Annotated in this window: 15 protein-coding genes, 1 other RNA gene and 1 pseudogene; 7 read left to right on the plus strand and 10 right to left on the minus strand. The window is 73.3% G+C overall.

Annotation, left to right across the window (positions count from 1 at the left end; genetic code table 11):
* Positions 1–77 precede the first annotated feature (77 nt).
* The 6 genes and pseudogenes from HCJ93_RS29720 to ftsE form a co-directional block, all read right to left on the minus strand.
* Positions 78–878, minus strand: a pseudogene (locus HCJ93_RS29720) (LysR family transcriptional regulator); the annotation flags it as partial.
* 402 nt (positions 879–1280) lie between these two features.
* Positions 1281–1685: a transfer-messenger RNA gene (gene ssrA, locus HCJ93_RS26020) on the minus strand.
* Positions 1686–1891: 206 nt separating this feature from the next.
* Positions 1892–2371, minus strand: a complete 480-nt coding sequence (gene smpB, locus HCJ93_RS26025) for an SsrA-binding protein SmpB (protein WP_167998259.1) — start codon at positions 2369–2371, stop codon at positions 1892–1894.
* Positions 2372–2478: 107 nt separating this feature from the next.
* The gene (locus tag HCJ93_RS26030; RefSeq protein WP_206317969.1) at positions 2479–3639 is read right to left on the minus strand and encodes a S41 family peptidase; all 1161 of its coding nucleotides are present in this window, start codon (positions 3637–3639) and stop codon (positions 2479–2481) included.
* 68 nt (positions 3640–3707) lie between these two features.
* Positions 3708–4625, minus strand: coding sequence for a permease-like cell division protein FtsX (gene ftsX / locus HCJ93_RS26035; RefSeq protein WP_167998260.1), 918 nt, complete (start codon positions 4623–4625; stop codon positions 3708–3710).
* A gap of 35 nt (positions 4626–4660) precedes the next feature.
* Positions 4661–5350, minus strand: coding sequence for a cell division ATP-binding protein FtsE (gene ftsE, locus HCJ93_RS26040; protein ID WP_167998261.1), 690 nt, complete (start codon positions 5348–5350; stop codon positions 4661–4663).
* Positions 5351–5613: 263 nt separating this feature from the next.
* Between ftsE and HCJ93_RS26045 the strand changes: the two genes are divergently transcribed.
* Positions 5614–5805: a hypothetical protein gene (locus HCJ93_RS26045; protein WP_167998262.1), complete on the plus strand. Its 192-nt coding sequence runs from the start codon at positions 5614–5616 to the stop codon at positions 5803–5805.
* A 169-nt stretch (positions 5806–5974) separates the two neighbouring features.
* Here HCJ93_RS26045 and HCJ93_RS26050 read toward each other — a convergent pair whose 3' ends face one another.
* The 4 genes from HCJ93_RS26050 to HCJ93_RS26065 form a co-directional block, all read right to left on the minus strand.
* On the minus strand, positions 5975–6586 hold the full coding sequence (locus HCJ93_RS26050; RefSeq protein ID WP_167998263.1) for a hypothetical protein: 612 nt from the start codon (positions 6584–6586) through the stop codon (positions 5975–5977).
* 335 nt (positions 6587–6921) lie between these two features.
* Positions 6922–8028, minus strand: coding sequence for a peptide chain release factor 2 (gene prfB, locus HCJ93_RS26055; protein WP_167998264.1), 1107 nt, complete (start codon positions 8026–8028; stop codon positions 6922–6924).
* 521 nt (positions 8029–8549) lie between these two features.
* Positions 8550–9788 (minus strand): serine/threonine-protein kinase, encoded by a 1239-nt coding sequence (locus tag HCJ93_RS26060; protein ID WP_167998265.1) that lies wholly within the window; start codon positions 9786–9788, stop codon positions 8550–8552.
* Between the two features lie 160 nt (positions 9789–9948).
* Complete coding sequence (locus HCJ93_RS26065) at positions 9949–11616, minus strand: serine/threonine-protein kinase (RefSeq protein WP_167998266.1); 1668 nt, start codon at positions 11614–11616, stop codon at positions 9949–9951.
* A gap of 440 nt (positions 11617–12056) precedes the next feature.
* On the opposite strand from HCJ93_RS26065, the gene HCJ93_RS26070 reads away from it, so the two are divergent.
* The 6 genes from HCJ93_RS26070 (at position 12057) to HCJ93_RS26095 (ending at position 23590) form a co-directional block, all read left to right on the plus strand.
* Positions 12057–15443 carry an FHA domain-containing protein gene (locus HCJ93_RS26070; RefSeq protein ID WP_167998267.1) on the plus strand — a complete coding sequence of 1129 codons (3387 nt, stop codon included), beginning with the start codon at positions 12057–12059 and terminating at the stop codon, positions 15441–15443.
* A gap of 153 nt (positions 15444–15596) precedes the next feature.
* Positions 15597–16997, plus strand: a complete 1401-nt coding sequence (locus HCJ93_RS26075) for an ABC transporter substrate-binding protein (protein WP_167998268.1) — start codon at positions 15597–15599, stop codon at positions 16995–16997.
* A gap of 7 nt (positions 16998–17004) precedes the next feature.
* Positions 17005–18351, plus strand: a complete 1347-nt coding sequence (locus HCJ93_RS26080) for a carbohydrate ABC transporter permease (RefSeq protein WP_167998269.1) — start codon at positions 17005–17007, stop codon at positions 18349–18351.
* Positions 18348–19262 (plus strand): carbohydrate ABC transporter permease, encoded by a 915-nt coding sequence (locus HCJ93_RS26085; protein WP_167998270.1) that lies wholly within the window; start codon positions 18348–18350, stop codon positions 19260–19262. Before HCJ93_RS26080 ends, HCJ93_RS26085 begins: the two co-directional genes overlap by 4 nt.
* 185 nt (positions 19263–19447) lie before the next feature.
* A complete protein-coding gene (locus tag HCJ93_RS26090; protein ID WP_167998271.1) occupies positions 19448–21715 on the plus strand; it encodes a bifunctional glycosyltransferase/CDP-glycerol:glycerophosphate glycerophosphotransferase in 2268 nt (755 codons plus the stop codon).
* Positions 21716–22033: 318 nt separating this feature from the next.
* Positions 22034–23590 (plus strand): hypothetical protein, encoded by a 1557-nt coding sequence (locus tag HCJ93_RS26095; protein ID WP_167998272.1) that lies wholly within the window; start codon positions 22034–22036, stop codon positions 23588–23590.
* Positions 23591–23748 lie beyond the last annotated feature (158 nt).

A 23748-nucleotide genomic window follows, 5' to 3' on the forward strand; every position in this document is an offset into this window, starting at 1 on the left:
CTGTGCTCGGACGTCGAATGTAGCGCACGCGGAGGTTCCGTGTTTGCAGCGTGCCCTTCTGTATCAATTGTGAGACATCACGGGGACGCCATGACGACACGATCCATGGCCGGAAGCCACCCGTCCAACCACCCCTCCGTGCGGGCCGGCTCGTTCGCCGCCCGTCGAAGGTCGGCCAAAGCCGGGTGAATCAGCCCTTTTCTCCATACAAGCGACACAGGGGACAGCGGAACCGGGTCCACGAGCGGCCGCAGCACGGTTCCCGGCAGCAGCGGAAAGTCCGCCACCGCCAGGATCGGGCAGTGCATCCCGGCCATGATCCGCTGGAACTCCGCGTCGCCCAGCACCGGCGGCGCGGGCGGCGCCAGAGCGATTTGTCCCGCCCCTCGAACAGCAGCCGCGCCAGGTCGGTCCACTCCGCCGTACGCGGATTGCCCGCCCCGGCGTACACCGTCTCTCCGGCCGGGGGGGGCGAGCGGCACCCCGGTCCAGGCCGGCCCGGCCCGTGCTCCTCGGGCAACAGCACCGCCATCGGCTCGTACCGCACCGGCTGCTGCTCCAGCCCGGTGCGCAGCGCGGGAGCCAGCCCCGCGAACCGTCCGAAGGACACGTCCAGCCGCCCCGCCAGCAACTCCCCCGCCGCCCAGGTCAGCCCGCTCTCGTAGCGGGCCAGCAGCTCGTGCCCGTGGGCGGGCCGACGCGCCCGCCGGAGCACCCTGCGCGGGGTGACGGCGCCGGGGAAGTTCACGTCCACCAGCAGCGGCCGGGTCCGCCCGCGGCGGCGAGCAGCTCGTCCTGGGCCTGGAGCACCCGGCGTGCGTACGGCAGCAGCCGCTCCCCGTCGGCGGTGAGCGTGACCGCCGGGTGCTGCGCACGAACGCTGTGAGGGCATGACGCCGGCGGTCACCGGTCCGCGGCCACCGGGACGCCGTGCCCGGCCGCGGCCGAGGCGCGCTCCACCACCCGGTCCCCGGCCGCGCTGCCGCAGGCGATCCCGCCCAGCGGCCGTGGCGGCGCTGCTGGTCTCGGTCGGGGTCCTGGTCAGGGGTGGTTCCGCCGGAAGGCCGGTCAGAGGAGGTTCCAGGTGACCGCGAGGTGGTGCGCGGCGCACAGGTTCACGTCGGGGAGTACGGACCCGTGGTGCCGCACTGGCCGCTCGCGGTGCCCGGATCGACGGGCTGGCCGTAGGAGCCCACGGGACGCGCGGACATGGGGCGGGGCCCCACATGCACGACGAGGCCCCGGTGGTGTCACACCACCGGGGCCTCGTCACATGGAGATTGTGGAGATGGCGGGAATCGAACCCGCGTCCAACGGTGCAGAAACAGGGCTTCTCCGTGTGCAGTCGGCTGTGCTTTTCTCGGCCCCGGAGATCACGCCGACAAGTCTCCGACGGGCCCAGTCACTGTTTGATTTCCCTCTTCGCCCCGTGACCGGGCTGGAGGTTTAGTTCCCTAGCTGATGCCAGACACCGGGTCGGGAACATCCCCGGGCTGACACTCCCTTTGAGTAGGGGAGCCGCAGCTCGCTACCTGAAGATCAGGCAGCGAGGGCGAGCTCGCCCTGGGAGATGGATCGCTTGGAATTGGCGATTATTTTTTTCGGCCTGTGGTTTACGAGATCATGGCCGCTTCCTCGACACGCTTCCCCTGTTTCGACAGCCGCTGTCGAAACCGATCATCCCCATGTTGACTTCTCAAACCCTCCGCAGAGGGGTCGCATGCACCCGCTGTGAGGTGCAGGGCCATCGTACGTGACCAACGCCCGACGATGCCAGCCTATTCCCGGCCCTCGCCCGGGTGTGGTACCGCCGGCCGTCGTACTCGGTGGAACGCACCGCGCCGCCGGGGTGTTCCCGCCGGGCTCCGTCCCCGCCGGGCTCGTCCGGCCCCTAGGCCCGCTGCCTGCGGCGCACGGCCGCCATGGCACGCTCGGCCTCGCGCCGGTCCTGCTTCTCGCGCAGAGTCTGCCGCTTGTCGTACTCCTTCTTGCCCTTCGCCAGCGCGATCTCGATCTTGGCGCGGCCGTCCTTGAAGTAGAGCGAGAGCGGCACGATGGTGTGGCCCGTCTCCTGGGCCTTGGCCTCGAGCTTGTCGATCTCCTCGCGGTGCAGCAGCAGCTTGCGCTTGCGGCGGGCGCTGTGATTGGTCCAGGTGCCCTGGCTGTACTCGGGCACGTGCACGTTGTGCAGCCAGGCCTCGTGATCGGTGAGCTGGACGAAGCCGTCCACCAGCGACGCCCGGCCCTGGCGCAGCGACTTCACCTCGGTGCCGGTCAGCACCAGGCCGGCCTCGTAGGTGTCGATGATGTGGTAGTCGTGCCGCGCCTTCTTGTTCTGCGCGATCAGCTTGCGCCCTTTTTCCTTAGCCATAGTGCGGCCATTTTCGCACTACACGGGGGGTCGGCGGGAAGCCGTTTACGGCGGCGGGGGCGGCCGCCGTACCGAGAGCCCTGCCCGCCGGGTCCAGGCCGGGGGCGCTACCTGCCGAGTCCGGTGAGGATCGTCTCGGCCCGTTCCAGGGCCCGCTCACCGGCCTCCAGGTCGGGGGTGATGCCCCGGCCGTCGACGCCACGGCCGGAGGGGGTGCGGTAGTGGCCGACGGTCAGCTCGGCGACCGATCCGTCGGGCAGCCGGGTCGGCATCTGCACCGAGCCCTTGCCGAAGGTGCGGGAACCGACGACCACCGCCCGGGAGCGGTCCTGCAGGGCGCCGGTGAGCAGTTCGGCCGCGCTCATCGTCCCGCCGTCGACGAGCGCGACCAGGGGTCTGGTGGTGTCGCCGCCGGCGCGGGCGTGCAGGGCACGCTGCTCGCCGTCGACGTCGTAGGTGGCGACCAGGCCGCCGTCGAGGAAGGCGGAGGCGGCGGTGACGGCCTCGGCCACCAGCCCGCCGGAGTTGCCGCGCAGGTCGAGGACGATCCCGGTGCCGGCCGGGCTGCGGCGCACGGCCCGGCGGACCTCGGCGCCGGAGCCCTTGGTGAAGGCGGCCACCTTGATCAGGGTGACCGGACCCGGCAGCTCGCGGACGGTGACGGAGTCCCGCGACAGGCGGACCCGGCGCAGCGTCTCGGTCCACACCCGGGCGCCGCGCTCGAGGCCGACGCGCACGGAGCTGCCCGCGGGCTCCTCGGTGGTGTCGCCGCGCAGTATGGCGACGACCTCGGTGACCGGGCGTCCGTCCACCTTCCGGCCGTCGACGCTGCGCAGCCGGTCGCCGGGGCGGATGCCGGCCTCCTCGGCGGGGGTGCCGCTGCCCACCCGGGTGACCTCGATGCGGCCGTCGCGCTCGCGGGCCCACAGGCCGACGCCGGTGTACTCGCCGTCGAGGATCTCCTCGAACTCCTCGTACTCGCCCGCCGAGTAGACGGCGCCCCAGCGGTCACCGCTGCGGCTGACGGCGCGCTGCGCGGCCTCCATCGGGGAGGTGCCGTCGGCCATCGCCTCCTCGGCCGCCCGTGCGACATCCGCCCGGTGCGGGGCGCGGGTGGCCGAACGGCCCGACTCCGCCGCGGTCCTGCGGTTCGCCTCGGGGAGCGAACCGGTGGCGGCGCCCGCGACCAGCACACTGGCGAACACCAATGTCAGGGCGGCCCCGCGGCGGATGCGGCGGGGCTGACAGAACAGGTCACGACCTGACATGCCGGTGAGTCTAGGACAACGCGAAGGGGCGCACGGCCCGTTGACCGCACGCCCCTTCTTGGCACATGTCACACCTTCAGGTACTTGCGCAGCGCGAAGAACGCGGCCAACGCCGGCATCAGGAAGCTCGTGGCGAGGATGAGCGGCAGCTTCGCCAACACCACGTCCCAGCCGATGAAGTTGATCAGCTCCAGCTGGTCGGCCAGGGCGAGCCCGTGGTCGATCAGGAAGTACCGGCCGATCAGCAGGAAGGCACAGGCGAGGGTGCCGCCGATGAGCCCGGCGACCGCGGCCTCCATGATGAACGGCGCCTGGATGTAGAAGCCGGAGGCACCGACCAGGCGCATGATGCCGGTCTCCCGCCTGCGGCTGAACGCGGAGACGCGCACCGTGTTGACGATCAGCATCAGGGCGACCACCAGCATCAGCGCCATCACCGCCCGTGCCGCCCAGTTCATGCCGTTGAGCAGCTCGAAGAGGTTGTCCAGCAGGCCCTTCTGGTCCTGCACGGACTGCACCCCGTCACGCCCGTCGAAGGCGGTCGCGATGACCTGGTACTTCTCCGGGTCCTTGAGCTTGATGCGGTACGACTCCTGCATCTGGTCCGGGGTGAGGGAGCTGGCCAGCGGGGAGTCGCCGAACTGCTCCTTGTAGTGCTTGTACGCCTCGTCCTGCGACTCGTAGGTGACCGTGTCGACCACCGACATCTTCTCCAGATCGGCCTTGATCTGGCTCTTCTGGTCCTCGGTCACCGCGCCCTTGGCGCAGTTGGGGTCGGACTCGGCATCGTTCTTGTTGCACAGGAAGATCGAGACGTTGACCTTGTCGTACCAGTAGCCCTTCATGGTGTTGACCTGGTCGCTCATCAGGAGCGACCCGCCGAACAGGGCGAGCGACAGGGCTACGGAGACGATGACGGCGAAGGTCATCGTCAGATTGCGGCGGAGACCCACACCGATCTCCGACAGAACGAACTGGGCGCGCATGGCGTCTGGTCAAGCCTTTCCGTGGAGCCGGTCGGTCAGTGCTGGTAGCCGTAGACGCCGCGTGCCTGGTCGCGCACGAGGCGGCCCTTCTCCAGCTCGATGACGCGTTTGCGCATCTGGTCCACGATGTTCTGGTCGTGCGTCGCCATCACCACGGTGGTGCCCGTCCGGTTGATGCGGTCGAGCAGCTTCATGATGCCGACGGACGTCTGCGGGTCGAGGTTGCCGGTGGGTTCGTCACAGATGAGCAGCTTGGGCCGGTTGACGAAGGCGCGGGCGATCGCCACGCGCTGCTGCTCACCGCCGGAGAGCTCACCGGGCATGCGGTCCTCCTTGCCGCCGAGCCCGACCAGGTCGAGCACCTGCGGCACGGACTTGCGGATCTCGCCCCGGGACTTGCCGATGACCTCCTGCGCGAAGGCGACGTTCTCGGCGACCGTCTTGTTCGGCAGCAGGCGGAAGTCCTGGAAGACCGTCCCCAGCTGGCGCCTGATCTGCGGCACCTTCCAGTTGGAGATGCGGCCGAGATCCTTGCCCAGGACGTGCACCTGTCCGTGGCTGGCCCGCTCCTCGCGGAGGATCAGCCGCAGGAAGGTGGACTTTCCGGAGCCGGAGGATCCCACGAGAAACACGAACTCGCCCTTCTCCACTTCCAGGGACACATCCCTGAGTGCGGGGCGGGTCTGCTTTGGGTAGACCTTGGAGACATTGTCGAATCGGATCACGGATGCACCACGGGTCGCCGGGGGTAGATGAGCGTGACCATACGCGAACCGGAACCCGGACCGCAGTCACCGGCGAGGGTTGCGCGAGGCTTGTGCGCTTTGTACGGACTGTCCGGCACCGGAGGCCGCTTTCGCCCTCTTGTCAAGCCCCCCTTTGGCGGGCGTCCGGCGCACGCTCGGCGGGAACCTGGCACAGTGGAAGGGGAACGTTCGCACCGCCGCGGGCGTTGACTGCAGGGAACCGGTCTAAGGAGGGCGAGCGCATGACGTACGACCGGCTGGTGTGCGCGAACTGCGCAGCGCCCGTGAACGAGGGCCGGTGCCCGGTGTGCCGCGCCAACCGCGAGCGGCTGCAGCAGGAGAACTTCTTCGCGGGGCTGAACCCGATGACGCTGATCGCGCTCCTCGCGGTCCTGGTGGCGGCGCTGGCGCTGCTCGCCCACCAGACCGTGTGACGTAGCCGGCAGCCGCCGCACCGACTCACCGCCGCCCGCCCCTGCTCGCGGCGGACGCAGCAGGCAGGACGCGGCAGACGCCCGAACGCCCGAGGGGCCCGGAGCGCAGGTCGCGCTCCGAGCCCCTCTGTGTCGCCTGTGCGTACGCTCCGTACGCGGGCCGCTACCGTCAGGCGGCGGCACCGCCGCGGCCGGCCATCACGCGCGGCAGCACACGGAAGCCGATGCCACCGGCGATCATCGTGGCGGCGCCGATGACCAGGAAGGTCGTCTCGGCGGCACCGGTCTCGGCGAGCTCCTTGCCGTTGCCCTGGGCGGAGGCGGCGGGCGCCTCCTCGCCGGTGTCGGTCAGGGAGGACGAGCCCTCCTCCTGGGCGGCGGCGCCGCCGTCGGGGTCGACGCCGTTGCCGCCACCGCCGGCGTTGCCGTCGTCACCCGGCTCGGTGGGGTCCCCGGTCGGCTCACCCGGCTCGGTGGGGTCCTCGGTCGGCTCACCCGGCTCGGTGGGCTCCTCGGTCGGCTCCTCCGGCTCCGTCGGCTCCCCGCTGGGCTCCTCGGGAATGGTGGTGGGCGGGGTCTCCGGCTCGGTGGGCTCCTCGCCGGGCTCGTCCTCCTCGCCGAGGCCCACGCCGACGCCGACGCCGACGCCCTCCTCGTTGACACCGGCGCTCACGCCTATGTCGAGGGCGGAGGCCGCACCGGCGGCGGTCAGCGAGGCACCGGCCGCGATCACGGCGCCGGCCGCGATCCGTGCGACACGGATCCGCGTCTTCTTGGTCATGTGGTTGCTACCCCCAGTAGCTCATCGTCAGTGAGGCGGCGCTCGGGGGCCGTGATCGACGGAGGTGACAGTGCAGAAACGCCCCCCGGTTCACATGCGCCCCAGAGATACGCATGCCGCGTTTCACCCTTCCCAGTTTTCAAAAGGACGTCAAGGGCGTTGCGTGCGCGATGTCCTGGAACGGGCGCTTTGCCGAACGACGAAGCTGTGAGTGTGATGTAAAACCCAGACATCCGGGGCGCGTGGCACCGACGAGAAAGACAACCGCCGCCCGCGGGGCGGCAGTTGCCTTGTCGACAAAGCGGCGTGCGCGGTGACCCGCCCGCCGCGGGAGCTTACTTGCCCTGCTGCTTGCGCCAGCGAATGCCGGCCTCGAGGAAGCCGTCGATCTCGCCGTTGAACACGGCCTCGGGGTTGCCGACTTCGTACTCCGTGCGCAGGTCCTTGACCATCTGGTACGGGTGCAGGACGTACGAACGCATCTGGTTGCCCCAGGAGTTGCCGCCGTCGCCCTTGAGTGCGTCCATCTTGGCCTGCTCCTCCTGGCGGCGCCGCTCGAGCAGCTTGGCCTGGAGGACGTTCATCGCGGTGGCGCGGTTCTGGATCTGCGACCGCTCGTTCTGGCAGGAGACCACGATGCCGGTGGGGATGTGCGTGATGCGCACCGCCGAGTCGGTGGTGTTCACGCCCTGGCCGCCGGGGCCGGAGGAGCGGTAGACGTCGATGCGCAGGTCGGACTCGTCGATGTCGACGTGGTCGGACTGCTCGACGACGGGGAGCACCTCGACGCCGGCGAAGGACGTCTGGCGGCGGCCCTGGTTGTCGAAGGGCGAGATGCGCACCAGGCGGTGGGTGCCCTGCTCGACCGAGAGCGTGCCGTAGGCGTAGGGGGCGCGGACGGCGAAGGTGGTCGACTTGATGCCGGCCTCCTCCGCGTACGAGGTCTCGATGAGCTCCGTCTTGTAGCCGTGCTGCTCGGCCCAGCGCAGGTACATGCGCTGGAGCTTCTCGGCGAAGTCGGCGGCGTCGACGCCGCCGGCCTCGGCGCGGATGTTGACCAGCGCCTCGCGGGCGTCGTACTCGCCGCTGAGGAGGGTGCGGACCTCCATCTCGTCGAGGGCCTTCTTCACCTCGGCGAGCTCGGCCTCGGCCTCGGCGCGGGTGTCCGGGTCGTCCTCCTCCTCGGCCATCTCGAACAGCACGGCGAGGTCGTCGATCCGGCCACGCAGTGCCTCAGCCTTCCTGACCTCGGACTGGAGGTGGGAGAGCTTGCTGGTGATCTTCTGCGCCTCTTCCGGGTTGTCCCAGAGGGACGGCGCGGCCGCCTGCTCCTCGAGCACGGCGATTTCTGCCCTCATCTTGTCGAGGTCCAGAACGGCCTCGATCGACTCCATGGTCGAGGAGAGGGACTTGAGCTCTTCGGATACGTCGACGACTGCCACACCTCCAGCGTAACGGCTCCCGGTACTGCTTCCTCCGCCCACTGTGCACGCCGTCCGGCCCCCGGTCACCCACTGGCCCGCCCTCTTCCCTCCCACCCACGCGACTCGCCTTGCTGCATCCCCACCCTCCTGCACCCTCCTGGGGCTCCGCCCCGGCCCCCGGGCCCGGTGCCCACCCCGCCACCCGACGAGCCTGAATGCTCCCGCCTGGGGCCCCGCGCCCCAGACCCCGTTCCGTGCCCGCCCACCACCCGAACCGGTCACCTGAAAGGCCAACGCGCACGTCGGGGCGCAGCCAGCCCTTCAAGGCACCCCCCATCGGGCGCCCCGGGAGGACGACAGGGCGGCGCAAGGACACGAGCCCCGCCCGACCGCGCGGGCCGCCACACACCCCCGACCGCCAGGGCCACCCCGCGCGCAACGCCTCGGGCGGCGCAGGCCGGCGAGAAGGCGGCAGGAGCACGAGGCGCGCCCGGCCGTGGTGGGTCGCACCGGGCCGCGAGGGGCGGGGACCGGGCAGGTCAGGGTGTGGCGGGGGCGGAGTTCCTGGTGTCCTGGGGAGGCGGGGCCTCCTCGTCGGAGGATGCGGCCAGCCAGGTGCCTACGCCCACCGCGGTGAGGAGGGCCACGGTGCACGCCGCGAGGGTGAGGCGCCGGCGGCGGGTGGCGGCGCGGTTGCGGGCGGAGCCCGGGCGGGGCGCACCGGCGGCCCGGGGCGCCCGGGCCGTACCGTGGGCGCCGCCGGCGAGTTCGTCGGGGGCGGGAACCCGCATCGACGTGTGGGTGTCCCGGTTGGAGTCGGAGGGGCGCGCACCCGGCACCAGCGGGACCGCCCCCCTGCGCACGGGCCCGGGCGACGGCACCGGCTCCTCCGGCTCGCCGTCCTCCTCCCGTACCGGCTCCACATCCGGCTCGTCCACGTCCAGCGGCGGCATCCCGGCCAGCAGCGGCAGCAGCTCCCGCAGCCTCGCCGCCAGCTCCGAGGCCCGCAGCCGCGAGGCCGGCGCCTTCGCCAGGCACTGCACCAGCAGCTGCCACAGCTCGTCGGGGATCCCCGGCAGCGGCACCACCGTCTCCGTGACGTGCCGGCGCAGCACCGCCCCGGGGTGCCCGCCGCCGAACGGCGTGAAGCCCGCCAGCAGCTCGTACAGAACCGTGGCCAGGGCGTAGATGTCGACGGAGGCGCGCGGCGGCAGGCCCTCCACGATCTCCGGTGCCAGGTAGTCGGGCGTCCCGATGATCTTCGTCGCCCGGGTCCGGCGCGGGGCGTCGATGAGTTTCGCCACGCCGAAGTCGGTCAGCAGCGCCTTGTGCGAGCCGCCGGGGCCGAGCGGGCCCTGCATGTCCAGCAGAACGTTCTCCGGCTTGACGTCCCGGTGCACCACCCCGGCCGCGTGCGCCGCCGCCAGCCCGTCGGCGACGTCCGCCGCGATGGCCACCGCCGCCTCAGGGGCGAGCCTGCGCTCGCGGTCCAGGCGGGTGCGCAGGTCCGTGCCGCGGACCAGGTCCATCACCAGTGCGAGATCGTTGCCGTCGACCACCAGGTCACGGACCGAGACGACGTTCGGGTGCTCCAGACCGAGCAGCGCGGTGCGCTCCTGCACGAAGCGGCCGACCAGCTCCTGGTCGGAGGAGAGATCCTCCCGCAGCAGCTTGATCGCGACGGGCCCCTCGGGGCCCTCGCCCAGCCACACCGTGCCGGCGCTGCCCCGCCCGAGGATCTGGTGGGCGGTGTACCGGCTGCCGATCTTCCGTGCCAAGACTGCTCCTACCGACGCGTGTTGTCGCTAAAACTACGCGTCCGGGAAGCCTGGCTTCACCGCAGAGACGGAAATCACCTGCTGGATGTCGACAAATCAGCAAACACGCCGTCGGCGCTCAGGACTGCTCCATCCCGCCCAGGGCTGCTCTGGCCCGCTCTCAGGCCGCAGGATCGTTCGTGCCGGAGCCGCCGAGCTCCTCGAGCCAGCCGGTCACGCTGCCGACCCAGTCGGTGAGCTGGTCCCAGTAGCCCTTGGTGGTGCCGATCCACTCCTGCAGCGGGCTCAGCTCCCAGATCAGCCAGCCCGCGACGAACAGGATGACCAGCGTGAACAGGCAGCCCTTGAGGCAGCCCAGGCCGGGGATCCGCATCGGGTTGGCGCTGCGCTGCCGCGGCGGCCGGGGTTCGCGCCGGGGCCGCTGCGGCTCGGGCGCGGGCGGCGGCGCGTACCGCTGGGGCTGCGGCGGCGCGGGCGGCTGCGGGGTGGCGTAGCGCTGCGGCTGGGGCGGGTAGCCGTAGCCGGCCGGCGGCTGCTGCGGCTGGGGGCGCCGCTGGGGAGGCTGCTGCGGCCGGGCGACCTGCCGCTGGGGGCGGCGGCGCAGCGGGTCCTGGCTGGGGTCCAGGTACTGGACCTGGGTCTGCTCGTTGCGGTCGCGGGCCGCGCGCAGCTGGGTCTGCCAGGGGTGCGGCTCCTCGGGCCCGGGCGCCTGGCCGCCGGGCGGCCCCGGCGGCACCGGAGGCATGACGGCCGTCGGGTCGGCGGCGCCGGACCGGCCGGCGGGCCCGGACGGGCCGCCGGTCTGCGGCAGCACGCTGGTCGCGGCGTTCGGGTCGTAGGAGCCGGCTCCCTGCGGCAGCACCTGCGTGGGGTCGGCGTCCCCGGACGAGCCGTTCGAGCCGGGCACCGGCGCGGGGGCCGGGTCGGGCATGAGCAGCGCGCCGACGTTCTCGGCGGCGGCGATCTGCGCGGTGCTCGCGTGCACGCCGATCCCCTCGGCGACCACGCGCAGGCCGCGGGCGAGGTTCTCGGCGCTGGGGCGCTCGTCGGGGTTCTTGCGCAGGCAGCGCTCGATGACCGTCCACAGCGGGTCGGGGACGGTGGAGGGCCGGCGCGGTTCGGCGCTCAGGTGCTGGTGCAGCACCTCGAGCGCGGAGCCGCCGGAGAACGGCGGACGGCCGGTGACCAGCTCGTACAGCAGGATGCCGGCGCCGTAGACGTCCACGGCGGAGGTCTGCGGGCGGCCCTCGGCCGACTCGGGCGCGACGTAGGCGGGCGTGCCGACGAACTCCTGGGTGCGGGTGAGGCCGGGCGAGTCGGCGAGGCGGGCGATGCCGAAGTCGGTGAGCATCGGGTGCAGCCGGTCGCCCTCCTGCTTGAGCAGGACGTTGGCCGGCTTCAGGTCCCGGTGGACCACGCCGTCGGCGTGGCTGGCGGCGAGCGCGTCCGCGATCTGCGCGGTGAGCAGGGCGGCGGCGACCGGGGTGAAGGGGCCGTTCTCGCGCAGGTAGCGGTGCAGGTCGGGACCGTCGATGAGGTCCATGACCAGCGCCAGCAGGTCGCCCTCGACGACCAGGTCGCGGACCCGGACGATGTTGGGGTGGGTCAGCCGGAGCAGCACCGAGCGCTCCCGCAGGAAGCGCATCACCACATCGGCGTCGTTCGCGAGCTCCTCCTTGAGGACCTTGATCGCGACGGTCTCGCCGGGCTGTCCGGGCACGGCCGCCTCGGCACCCGCGGTCTCCCGCTGGCGCGCACGCCACACGGTGCCCGTGGCGCCGCGACCGAGCGGCTCCTCGAGGAGGTACTTGCTGCCGACTGGCCGCACGTCACGCGCTCCCTGCTGCTTGCTAGCCCTACTGGTGGCCTATTGCCGTCCGACCCACTCTAGGGGGTGTCCGCGCAGGTGCGCCTGCCCGCTCTCCGGGCGGACGGCGCGGCCGTGCGGACGTTCCCTGGCCGAGGTGCGCGAGACCGGGCTGTCGTCGTTCTCTGGGTCTTACGTACACGATCCCGCGCCTGTTCGAAGGAAAGACGCTCACCTCGGTCGCCCGGTTGCCGAAAACGGACGTGACCGATCTCAATCGGGCGCCCGCGCCTGCGTCGCCAGGCACTTTTGCGGGCAGAGCCGACCAATCAAGATCACTTGTTGCGGAGCGGCGGGCGCGCTGTCGGTGTCAGGTGCGAGGATGCGGGGCAGTACTGGCCGACGTGCTCGTGCGGGGTGGGGGCTTTTCCGCGCCCGCGCAGAAGGGACCGCTGACGGCGATGCAGATCCGGCTGACCGTCGTAGACCCGCTGGGTCCGGCCGCCTCGGCGCGGGACCGGGCCACACGCCGCGACGTGCTGGTCACGGCGCCCGCGGGCACGGCGCTTGCCGCGGTCGCCTCGGCGCTGGCCTCCGCGGTCCCCGGCGGCGAGGGCTCCACGGGCACACCCGTGCTGTACGCGGGCGAGCAGCGGCTGGACGCCCAGCGCTGCACCCTGGGCGAGCCGCCGCTGATCGACGGCGCGGTGCTGGCCGTGGGCGCCCCGGGCGTCCCCGAGCCGCACCCCGAGCTGGACGACGCCCCGACCCGGCTCCACGTGGTCGCCGGTCCCGACGCGGGCGGGGTGCATCTGCTGCACGGCGGGGAGATCCGTATCGGGCGCTCCGCCGACGCCGATGTGCCGCTGGACGACCCGGACGTCTCCCGGCTGCACTGCGCGGTCACGGTCGCCCCGGACGGCCGGGTCTCGGTCGCCGACCTCGGCTCCACCAACGGCACCACGCTGGACGGACGGCGAATCGGGCAGCGCCCGGTCCGCTTCCCCCCCGGCGCCCTGCTGCGCATAGGCGAGTCGGCGCTGCGCCTCACCCCGTCCGAGGGCCCGGCGGCCCGTACGCCCACGACCCCGGACAGCGAGGGCCACGTCCGCGTCGGCGGCCCGCAAGGGCCCGACGACCCGCAGGGCCCCCTCGGCAGGTACGGCACGCAGGGGTCCGGGGCCCCCGAGGGCCCCGGGCGACACGTCACCGGCGTCCCGGGCACCCGGACCGAGGTGCCGCCCCAGGGCGGCGCCCCCGACGTGGAGTCCCGCCCCGAGCACCCGCGCCCGCCGATGGGCCGCCGGGTCTCCGGGCGCACGGAGCAGGCCCCGGACACCGGCGCCCCGGTCACCGGCGGCGCACGGCACGACCGGGCTCCGGACGGGGCAGCCCCGGCCGCCGCGGCGCCGCACGTGACCGGGGGGCCCGCCGGTCACCCCGCCGACCCGCGGGAGGCGACCGGGAGCGGGACGGGCACGTACAGCGGCCGGCCCCATGGCGTCGGAGAGGACGCGGCGCCTCCCAGAACCCCCGGACACCCGCCCGCAGGCGCCGCCGCCACCGGCTCCCGGAGCGACACCCACCAGGGCATCCCCACCGCTCGCACCACCGCGGCCACCGGCACGGCACCGTCCCCCGCCGCCCCGCGCAGGCGCGGCGGCATAACCGCCTGGGCCCGGCGGCTGGCCGGCGGGCGGGCGGCGGCCGGCGAGCCGCAGGCACCCGAGGAGGACGCCACCGAGCGGGCGCCCGAACCGGCCGGGGTGCCCGAGACCTGGCCGGACCCGGCCGCGCTGCTGCTCACCGCGCTGGGCCCCGGGCCCCGTCTGTGGGAGCGCGGTCCCGGCCACCCGGAGGCGCTGGCCGTGCGGCTCGGGACGGCGGACCGGGCGGCGCCGGACGGATCGGGGCGGCTGCTGCCCGCCGTCCCGGTGACGGTGGGTCTGCGCGAGGTGGGCGCCCTGGGCCTGGCCGGCCCGCGTGAGCGGCTGGCCGGGCTGGCCCGTGCCGTGCTGGCGCAGCTGGCCGCGCTGCACTCCCCGGACACCCTCGAGATCGTGCTGATCGCCGCCGACCGCTCCCGCCCCCTGGCCGAGCGCACCGCCGAGTGGTCCTGGCTGGGCTGGCTGCCGCATCTGCGCCCGGCGCACGGCCAGGACTGCCGGCTGCTGCTCGCCCACGACCGGGAGCAGGCCACGGCCCGCACCGAGGAGCTGCTGCGCCGCCTGGACGACCCCGCGCACGTCCCGCCGCCCTCCGGCACCCCCCGGCGCCCCTCCTGGGCCCGGGAGGAGGACGGCCCCCGGGGCTTCCACAGCGTGCTGGTGGTCGACGGCGACCCGGGCGGTGCCGATGTGCGCGAGGCGGTGGCGCGGCTCACCGTGGAGGGGCCGCGGGCCGGGATCCACGTGGTGTGTCTCGCCGAGACGCCGCCTGCCTCGCCCGCCTCTCCTGTGGCCAGGACGTACGAGGCGGCCTGCGCGGTGGCTCCGGCGTTCCGGGAGTGCGGCGCCGTGGCCCTGCTCAGCGGGGACGTGGCGACGGCCCTGCGGCTGCTGCGCGTGGCCCGCACCGGTCCCGGGACGGATCCCGGTCCGGTCGGGCACGGCACGCTCGCCACGGTCGACGCGGTCTCCGCCGCCTGGGCCGAGCGGTTCGCGCGTGCCCTCGCCCCGCTGCGCAGCGAGGCCGCGCCCGGCGACCGGCAGCCGCGGGTGGCCGCGCCGCTGCCCCGGTCCGCCCGCCTGCTGGACGAGCTGGGGCTGGCCCGTGCCACCCCGGCGTCCCTGATGGCCCGCTGGGCCGACGCCGCCGACGACACCGGGGCGCTGGGCGGCCGGGTGACGGCCGTGCTGGGCGCCGGGGAGCGCGGCCCGGTCGCCGCCGACCTCGCCGCCGACGGGCCGCATCTGCTGATCGAGGGCCCGCCCGGCAGCGGCCGTACCGAGCTGCTGCGCGCGGTGGTCGCCTCGCTGGCCGCCGCCGAGCGCCCCGACCGGCTCGGCCTGGTGCTGATCGACGGCCGGGGCGCCGGCACCCCGGAGGCCGCCGGGCACGGCGAGGGCCTGCGGGTGTGCACGGACGTGCCGCACGTCACCACCCACCTGGCCGCCAACGACCCGGTGCGGATGCGGGAGTTCGCCCAGTCGCTGAGCGCCGAGCTGAAGCGGCGCGCGGAGCTGCTGGGCCGCTCGGACTTCACCGAGTGGCACACCGGCCGGGAGCTGTCGGACCGGATGGTCGCCCAGCGCGAGGGCGATCTGGACACCCCGCCGAGCTCCACCCTGCGGCTGCGGCCGGGCTCTGCCCGGCGCCGGGCGGAGGCGGCGCCGCCGCTGCCCCGGCTGGTCGTGGTGGTGGACGACATGGACGCGCTGGTCTCCCCCGCGCTCGGCTCACCGGGGCGGCCGGCCGCCGGGTCGGTGATGCGGGCGCTGGAGGCCGTGGCGCGCGACGGCGAACGGCTCGGGGTGCACCTGGTGGCGGCCACGGGCCCCTGCCCGCGTACGGCGCAGACGGAGCCGGCGCGGCGCGCCCGGCTGCGGATCACGCTCGAGCAGCCCGCGTCCGGCCCCGACGAGCCGGCGCCCGGGCGCGGCCGACTGGCGTGCGCCGACGGCCGGGTGACGGTGTTCCAGGGCGGCCGGGTGACCGGGCGCATCCCGCGCACGGCGACGCTGCGCCCCACCGTCGTCCCGCTGGAGTGGCACCGCATGGGCGACCCGCCCACCCGTCGCCCGGTGCGTGAGCTCGGCAACGGTCCGACCGATCTGGCCCTGCTCGCCAGTGCGTTGGAGCGTGCCGCCCGGGAGGTCTCCGCAGCCGAAGTTCCGTCACTTCTGTAACTCCCGTACCGGCCCGCCGCATTGCCGTCACGACACGATCACGATCGCGGACTTGACACCTGACGCACTCTTGCCGACCCGACCCGCCGGGCGTAGACCAGAGCGCACGGGACAGCGCTCGACGTTCGACGAGGAACGAAGAACGGGGCAGTCATGCGCAAGGCGAGCAGGATCATCCGGATACGCAGGTCGCCTGAGAACCCCACGGCGGCCCCCGGCACGCGCAGAGCCGCACGGACGGCCGCCGCCCTCGCGGCGGGTGTGCTGGCGGTCTCGCTCACCGCCTGCGGAGGCGGCGACGACGGCGACAAGAACGAGGGCGACGACAAGGCCCGCACCAATGTCACCCTCCCCAAGCTGGACGGCGAGACCCTCGAGGTGGCCGCCGTGTGGACCGGCGCCGAACAGGACAACTTCAAGAAGGTCCTGGCGGAGTTCGAGAAGCGCACCGGCGCCAAGGTGTCCTTCGTGCCGGCGCAGGACCCGATCATCAACTTCCTCGGTTCGAAGGTGGCCGGCGGTGCCCCGCCGGACGTCGCGATGCTGCCGCAGCCCGGCGCCATCAAGCAGGCCGTGGACAAGGGCTGGGCCAAGCCGCTGGGCGACGCGGCGCTGAAGGAGCTGGGCGAGAACTACTCGCAGGGCTGGCAGGACATCGGCAAGGTCGGCGGCAAGCAGTACGGCGTCTACTACAAGGCCGCCAACAAGTCGCTGATCTGGTACAACGCCAAGGTCTTCGAGAACGCGGGCGTTTCGGAGCCCAAGACCTGGGACGAGCTGCTCACCGCCGCGCAGACGGTGTACGACTCGGGCGTCACCCCGTTCTCCGTGGGCGGCGCCGACGGCTGGACGCTCACCGACTGGTTCGAGAACGTCTACCTCTCCCAGGCGGGCCCGGAGAAGTACGACCAGCTGGCCAAGCACGAGATCAAGTGGACCGACCCGTCGGTGAAGCAGGCCCTGACCACGCTGGCCCAGATCTGGGGCAAGAAGGACTACGTGGCGAGCGGCGCCCTGCAGACCGACTTCCCGAACTCGGTCACCCAGACCTTCACCGGCGGCGAACAGCCCAAGGCCGCCATGGTGTACGAGGGCGACTTCTCCCAGGTCAACATCACCGAGGCGGGCGCGGAGATCGGCACGGACGCGAAGGTGTTCCCGTTCCCCTCGGTCGGCGACACCCCGCCGGTGGTGTCCGGCGGTGACGCCGCGGTGATCCTGAAGGACTCCGAGGCGGCGCAGGCGCTGGTGACGTTCCTCGCCTCGCCGGACGCGGCCGAGATCCAGGCGAAGCTCGGCGGCTACCTCTCGCCGAACAAGAACGTGCCCAACTCGGCGTATCCCAACGAGGTCCAGCAGAAGATGGCCAAGGCGCTCATCGACGCGGGCGACGACTTCCGCTTCGACATGTCCGACCAGGCCCCGCAGGCCTTCGGCGGCACGCCCGGCAAGGGCGAGTGGAAGGCGCTGCAGGACTTCCTGAAGAACCCGAAGGACGTCGCGGGCACCCAGCAGCGGCTGGAGGCCGACGCGGCGGCGGCGTACGGGAACTGATCCGGCGATGGCGGCGGACACGGCGGCAGGGGTCAAGGCACCGGCCCCTGCCTCTCCCAAGCGCAAGAGCGTCACCGGCACCCGCAGAACGGTCGCGGCGCTGTTCCTGCTGCCCGCCCTGGTGCTGCTCGGTGCGCTCGTGGTCTACCCGATCGGGTACTCCGTCATCCGCAGCTTCTACGACCAGTCCGGCGACAGCTTCGCCGGGTTCGACAACTACCGGCAGCTGTTCACCGACGACGGCATCCGCACGGCGCTGAAGAACAACGTCATCTGGGTGGTGTTCGCGCCGACGATCGCGACCGCGCTCGGTCTGGTCTTCGCGGTGCTGACCGAGAAGGTGCGCTGGGGCACGGCGTTCAAGCTGGTCGTCTTCATGCCGATGGCGATCTCCATGCTGGCCGCGGGCATCATCTTCCGGCTGGTGTACGACCAGGACCCGGACAAGGGCGTGGCGAACGCGGTGTGGGTGGGGGTGCACGACACCTTCGCCCAGTCCTCGGCGTTCCCCAAGGCCCACCCGGGCCGGGAGTCGCCGCTTCAGCCGGCGGGCGGCGGAGCCTTCATCACCAGGGGCACGGTCAGCGTGGGCGAGACGGTGTCGCTGCCGCTGGTCGGGGTGGCCCCCGATGTGATGCCGGACGACGCGAAGGCCGCGCGGGCGCCGGAGCCGGAGGAGGGCCGGATCAACGGCACCACCTGGCAGGACTTCACCCGCGGCAAGGGCGTCGGCACGCTCAACGCCATCGACTCCACCGAGCTGGGCTACGCCGGTATGAAGATCGAGGCGGTGAAGGACGGCAAGGTGGTGGAGACCGCCACCGCGGCCGACGACGGCACCTTCTCGCTGTCCGCCAAGGCCGACGGTGCCCAGCTCAGGCTGCCCGCCGAGAACTTCAAGGAGCCCTACAACGGCCTCGACTGGCTCGGCCCGTCGCTGGTCACACCGGCCATCATCGGCTCCTACATCTGGATGTGGGCCGGATTCGCGATGGTGCTGATCGCGGCAGGGCTGGCGAGCATGCCGCGGGACCTGCTGGAGGCCGCGCGGGTGGACGGCGCCAACGAGTGGCAGGTGTTCCGGCGGATCACCGTGCCGCTGCTCGCACCGGTCCTCGCGGTCGTCACCGTCACCCTGATGATCAATGTGCTGAAGGTGTTCGACCTGGTCTTCATCATCGCGCCCGGCTCCTCGCAGGACGACGCCAACGTGCTCGCGCTCGAGCTGTACCGGCAGGGCTTCGCCGCCGACCAGCCGGGCATCGCCAGCGCCATCGCGGTGTTCCTGCTGCTGCTGGTCATCCCGGTGATGTGGTTCAACATCCGACGGCTGAGGCGGGAGGTGCGGCGATGAGTGCCGGCGCCGGGAGTGTCACCAAGGCGGCCCCGCCGCCCGTGCAGGAGGTCAGGGCCGAGCAGTCGCTGGGTTCCCGGATCGCCGGCTGGGTCAGCGGCGGGTTCGTCCGGGTGTTTCTGATCGTGGTCGGGCTGTTCTGGCTGGTCCCGACGATCGGCCTGCTGCTGGCGAGCCTGCGCGCGCCGGAGGACATGGCCTCCAGCGGCTGGTGGAACGTGTTCACCGAGCCCTCGCAGCTGACCTTCGGCGCCTACGAGGCCCTACTGAAGAACGACGACATCACCGGCTCGCTGCTGAACACGGTGTACATCACCGTGCCGGCGACCGTCCTCGTGGTGGTGATCGGCGCCCTCGCCGGATACGCCTTCGCCTGGATGGAGTTCCCCGGCCGGGACTGGTGGTTCCTGGGCGTGGTGGCGCTGCTGGTGGTCCCCGTGCAGGTGGCCCTGCTGCCGGTCGCCGAACTCTTCGGCAAACTCGGCATCTTCGGTTCGCTGACCGGCGTGATCCTCTTCCATGTCGGCTTCGGCCTGCCGTTCGCGGTGTTCCTGCTGCGGAACTTCTTCGCGGAGATCCCGAGGGAGCTGCTGGAGGCGGCCCGACTGGACGGCGCGGGCGAGATGCGGCTGTTCGTCCGGGTCGTGATGCCGCTCGCGGGGCCGGCGATCGCCGCGCTCGGCATCTTCCAGTTCCTGTGGGTGTGGAACGACATGCTGGTCGCGCTGATCTTCACCGACTCGGACAGCCAGCCGATCACGGTGGCGCTGACCTCGCAGGTGCGGCAGTTCGGCAGCAACATCGAGGTGCTGGCGCCGGGCGCGTTCATCTCGATGGTGATCCCGCTGATCGTGTTCTTCGCCTTCCAGCGGCAGTTCGTCTCCGGTGTGATGGCGGGCGCCGTGAAGTGAGCCGGGGCGGGCCGGGGGCCGGCAGAGCCCGACGAGAGGTCAACTGAGCCGAAGGGGCGGGCGATTGCTCAAGTCCGCCCCTTTCGGGTGACCGGATTCCCCCAGATGCCGCAGCGGGCGTAACCAGGACGGCCCAGTGGGCGTTCCGACAGCGCCGAACGCCCGCGCCGACCCATGGATGCCCGTTGCCCAGGTTCAGTGTCATCGTCCCCGCGTACCAGGTTCAGGCGTATCTGCCCGCGTGCCTGGAATCGGTGCTGTCCCAGTCCTGCCCCGACCTCGAACTGATCGCCGTCGACGACGGCTCACCGGACGCCTGCGGCGCGCTGATCGAGGAGTTCGCCGCCTGCGACCCCCGCGTACGGCCCGTCCACCTGCCGGAGAACACCGGCCCCGGCCCCGCCCGCAACGCGGGCCTGGACCGGGCGGCCGGCGACTATGTGCTGTTCCTGGACGGCGACGACACCCTCGCCCCCGACGCCCTGCTGGCGATCGCCGACCGGCTGAAGGAGACCGACGACCCGGATGTGCTGGTCTACGACCACGCCCGCGTCCACTGGTCCGGCCAGGCCGTGCGCAACCGTGCCCTGTCCGCCCCGCTCACCGAGCACGGCCCGGCTCCGTTCCGGGCCGAGGACCGGCCGGGACTGATGCACCTGCCCGCGGCGGCGTGGAACAAGGCGTACCGGCGGGACTTCCTCGAGGCCGAGGGCTTCCGCTTTCCGCCCGGCTGCTACGAGGACGTTCCCTGGGCGTACTCCGTGCTGATGGCCGCGCGGACCGTGGCGACCCTGGACCGGGTGTGCGTGCACCTGAGGCAGCGGCGGGTGGGCAGCCTGCTGTGCACCGCCGGCGAGCGGCACTTCGACGTGTTCGGCCAGTACGACCGGGTCTTCGCGTATGTGGAGCGGCGGCCGGAGCTGGCGCACTGGCGGCCGCTGCTGTTCCGCCGCATGGTCGGCCATCTGACGGCGGTGTACTCCCGTCGTGAGCGGCTGCCGCACGGCTCGCGCGCCCTCTTCCTGCGCCGGGCCCGCGCGCACTACCGCCGCCACCGCGCCCCCGGTGTGCCGCTGCCGCCGCGGGAACGGATCGACCACGCGGTAGTCCGCTTCGGCCTGCACCGCACCCACCGGATGCTGCGTCTGGCCCGCGCCCTCGGCCGCGGCACGGCCAGGCGCACCGGCCGGCTGCTCGGCGCCCTGCGCTCCGCCGCGCTCCGGCTGCACTACCACCTCCAGCGTCTGCTCCCGCTGCGCGCCGACTGTGCGGTGTTCGCCTCGGGCGAGGGCCACGGCGGCGATCCGGGGGCGCTGGAGTCCGCCTTCCGGGAGTTCGCCCCGCACATCCGCACCGCGTGGGTGGTCGAGCCCGCAAGCCCGCACTCCGTCCCGCCCGGCCCGCGCCGCCTGGCCCCCGGCACCGCCGCCTACTGGAGTGCGCTCGCCCGCTCGACGTACCTGGTGAGCGACAGCCACTTCGAGCCCGGGCTGCGCAAGCGGCGGGGCCAGGTGCTGGTGCAGACCGGGACGGGCACCCCCCTGCAGCACCGGGGCCTGGACCTCCTCGACCGCCCGGCCGTCTCCCCCGGCGCCGGCGCCGCGCGCCTGGTGAAGGACGCCGGCCGCTGGGACTACGTGGTCTCCGCCAACCGCCACGCCACGCTGACCTGGGAGCGGGCCTGCCCCGGCCGCTACACCGTGCTGGAGTACGGCCGGCCGTGCACCGACCGGCTGTACACCGCGACCGAGGCGGACGTGGCCCGGCTGCGGGAGTCGCTGGGCATCCCCGCGGGCGCGGTGGCCCTTCTCTACGCGCCGGCCCGCCGCGAGCACCGCCGCAGCCAGCCCCGCCTGCTGGACCTGGAGCGCGTGGTGCACCGCCTGGGCCCGCGCTTCGTGATCCTGGCGCGGATCCCCGGCCCGGCCGGCCCGCCGCGCCCGGCAGCCTCGGGCCGTGTCCTGGACGTCAGCACCCACCCGAACCTGGCCTCGCTCTGCCTCGCCTCGGACGCACTGATCACCGACTACTCCCCGCTGATGGCCGACTATGCGGGCCTGGACCGGCCGATCGTGCTGCACACCCCCGACCGGGAGACGTACGAGGAGATCCACGGCAGCTACCTGGACGTGACCGCGTTCCCGCCCGGGGCGGTCACGTACAGCGAGGACGAGCTGATCGACGTCTTCACCAGCGGCCACTGGCGCGGCTCGCGCTCGGCGCAGCTGCGGGCGGCGTTCCGCGCCCGGTTCTGCCCGCACGACGACGGCCGGGTCGCCGAACGGGTGGTGCGCAGGGTGTTGTCCGGCGAGATCGAGCAGCCGCCCGCGATCCCCCTGCCGGAGCGCCGGCCGGTTCCCTCGGCGGCCGCGCTGCACGACCGCCCGCGTCTGACCGCGGTGCCGCCGCAGCACGCCGCGGCCCCGCGGCCGGTCGCCGCCGAGCACGTCTGACCTCCGCTCCACCGCTCCCTCCCCCCTTCTCCTTCTCCCTCCCTTTCCCCGATCGCCCTGTCCTGTACGGGAGTTCCCATGTCCTCCGGCTCGTCGCGGCCCACCCCGTCCCGGCCGACCACCTGGCGTCCGGCGGGGCGGCCGGGTGCCCGTCCCGGCGCAGGGCGCCCCGGTCGAGCCGCCCGCTGAGCGGGGGCCTCGGGCGCCGGTCCCCGTCGGCCGCCCGAGCCACCCGGTCGGGTGAGTCGACGTCATCGCCGTTGACCTGGGCGGGAACATACGGCAAATGCCCCGCACACCCCGACTCCCCACCGCCCGATGAGCGCCGGCCTCCAGCTCCGGCGGCGTACCGCACGCGGCGCCACGGCCCTGCGCGGCGGCGGTTCCTGGCGGCCCACCCCGTACCAGGCCGCCGGCTTCCTCTGCTGGCTCGTGATGTCGCTGGCGTTCCTGCGGGTGCCGCTGTGCTGCGACGCCGGGCTGCAGGCGGCGGCCGTCGAGCGGCTGCGGGCGGATCTGCTGCATCCACGGCATCCCTCGGCGGACCTGCCGGGCGCGGGCAGCCTCGCCTACTCGCCGCTGGCGCTGGTCCAGGGTGCCGGCGCACGGCTGAGCGGCCTGGGCGGCTGGGAGCTGGTCCGGCTCACCGGGCCGCTGAACCTGCTGGTGCTGCTCACCGGAGTCGGCCGCCTGATGCGGGTGCTGACCCCTCGTCCGTGGGCGCCGGTGGCGGCGCTGGCCGCGCTCACCCTGCTGTGGGGCGCCGGTCGGGGCACCGCCGGGCCCGGCCCGGCGCAGCTCGTGGCGGACCTCTCGCACCTCGCGGTGTGCGCGGCCGGGCTCACTCTCCGGGCCTGGGCGCTCACCGGCGAGCGGGCCCGTGACGACGCGGCGGTGCGCTATGTGGGGCCGAGCGGGCTGCGCGGACTGCCGGGGTACGCGGCCCTCGGCGTGCTCTACGGGCTGATCGCACTGGTCCACCCGGTCACGGGCGCGGCGGCGGCGCTGGGCGCGGTCGCCTTCGTCGCCGGATGGCAGCGGGGCCGGTCCGGCGCGGTGGTGGGACGGTGGCTGCTCGCCGGTGCGACGGGGGCGCTGGTCGCGGTGTCCTGGCCGTACTTCGACCTCCTGCTGGCGGCGTTCTCCGGCGGGCCGTACGAGCCCGTGCGCGCGGAGCTCGAGGGCGTGATCTGGCCGGCGCTGCTGCTCTGGCTGCCCGGGCTGCCTGCGCTGTGGCTGCGAGTCCGGCGCGGCTCCTGGCGCGACCCGCTGGTGCTGCTCTTCGGGTCGGCCTGTGCGCTGGCGGCGTACGGCTGGGTGAGCGGTGCGAACGTCCCCGCCGGCGTCATCGGACCGCTGCTGGTGGCGCTGCCGTGCGCGCTCGCGGTGGAGCTCGCGGCCGCCCGGCCGTGGCCGGTGTGGCGCAGGGTGCTCGGCGGTGCCGCGGCGGCCGGGGCCTGTGCGGGGTTCCTGACCGTGCAGGGCGGGGCGGTGGTGCCGCGGGCCCTGGACCCGGCGGGTCTGGACCGGCCGCCCGGTCGGCCCGACTACGCCTGGGCCGCACGGCACATCGGGCCCGGCGATGTGGTGCTCACCGACGCCGGGCACGCCGGGCGGACCATCGCCGGCTACGGAGCCGATCTGGCCGCTCCCGTCGTGCCGGACGCGGCCCTGGACGAACGGGAGCGGCAGCGGCGGCTGTCGGAGGTCCGCGGGTATCTCTCGCCCGGCTCGACCCGCGCCGAGCGCACGGCAGTCGCCCGCCGCTACCGGGTGCGCTGGCTGCTGCTGACGCCCCGGCAGCAGGTGCCGGAGGAGGCCGTGGTGGTGGCCTGGAGCGACCGCACCGGGGAGGTGCTGGCCCGGCTGGGGTGACCCCTGCCCGCTGAGTGCTCGGGCCGTCGCCGGATCCGGGCGGGCCGGGCCGTCGTGGGTTCCGGGCCGGACGCCGTCGCCGGATCCGGGGCCGCACGCGAGAGTGTCCGGATGTCCGAGAGGGTGCTTGGATACCGGGCGGACGCCGGCAGGAAGAG

It is taken from the genome of Streptomyces composti (assembly GCF_012034205.1).
In the GTDB taxonomy this organism is placed as follows: domain Bacteria; phylum Actinomycetota; class Actinomycetes; order Streptomycetales; family Streptomycetaceae; genus Streptomyces; species Streptomyces composti.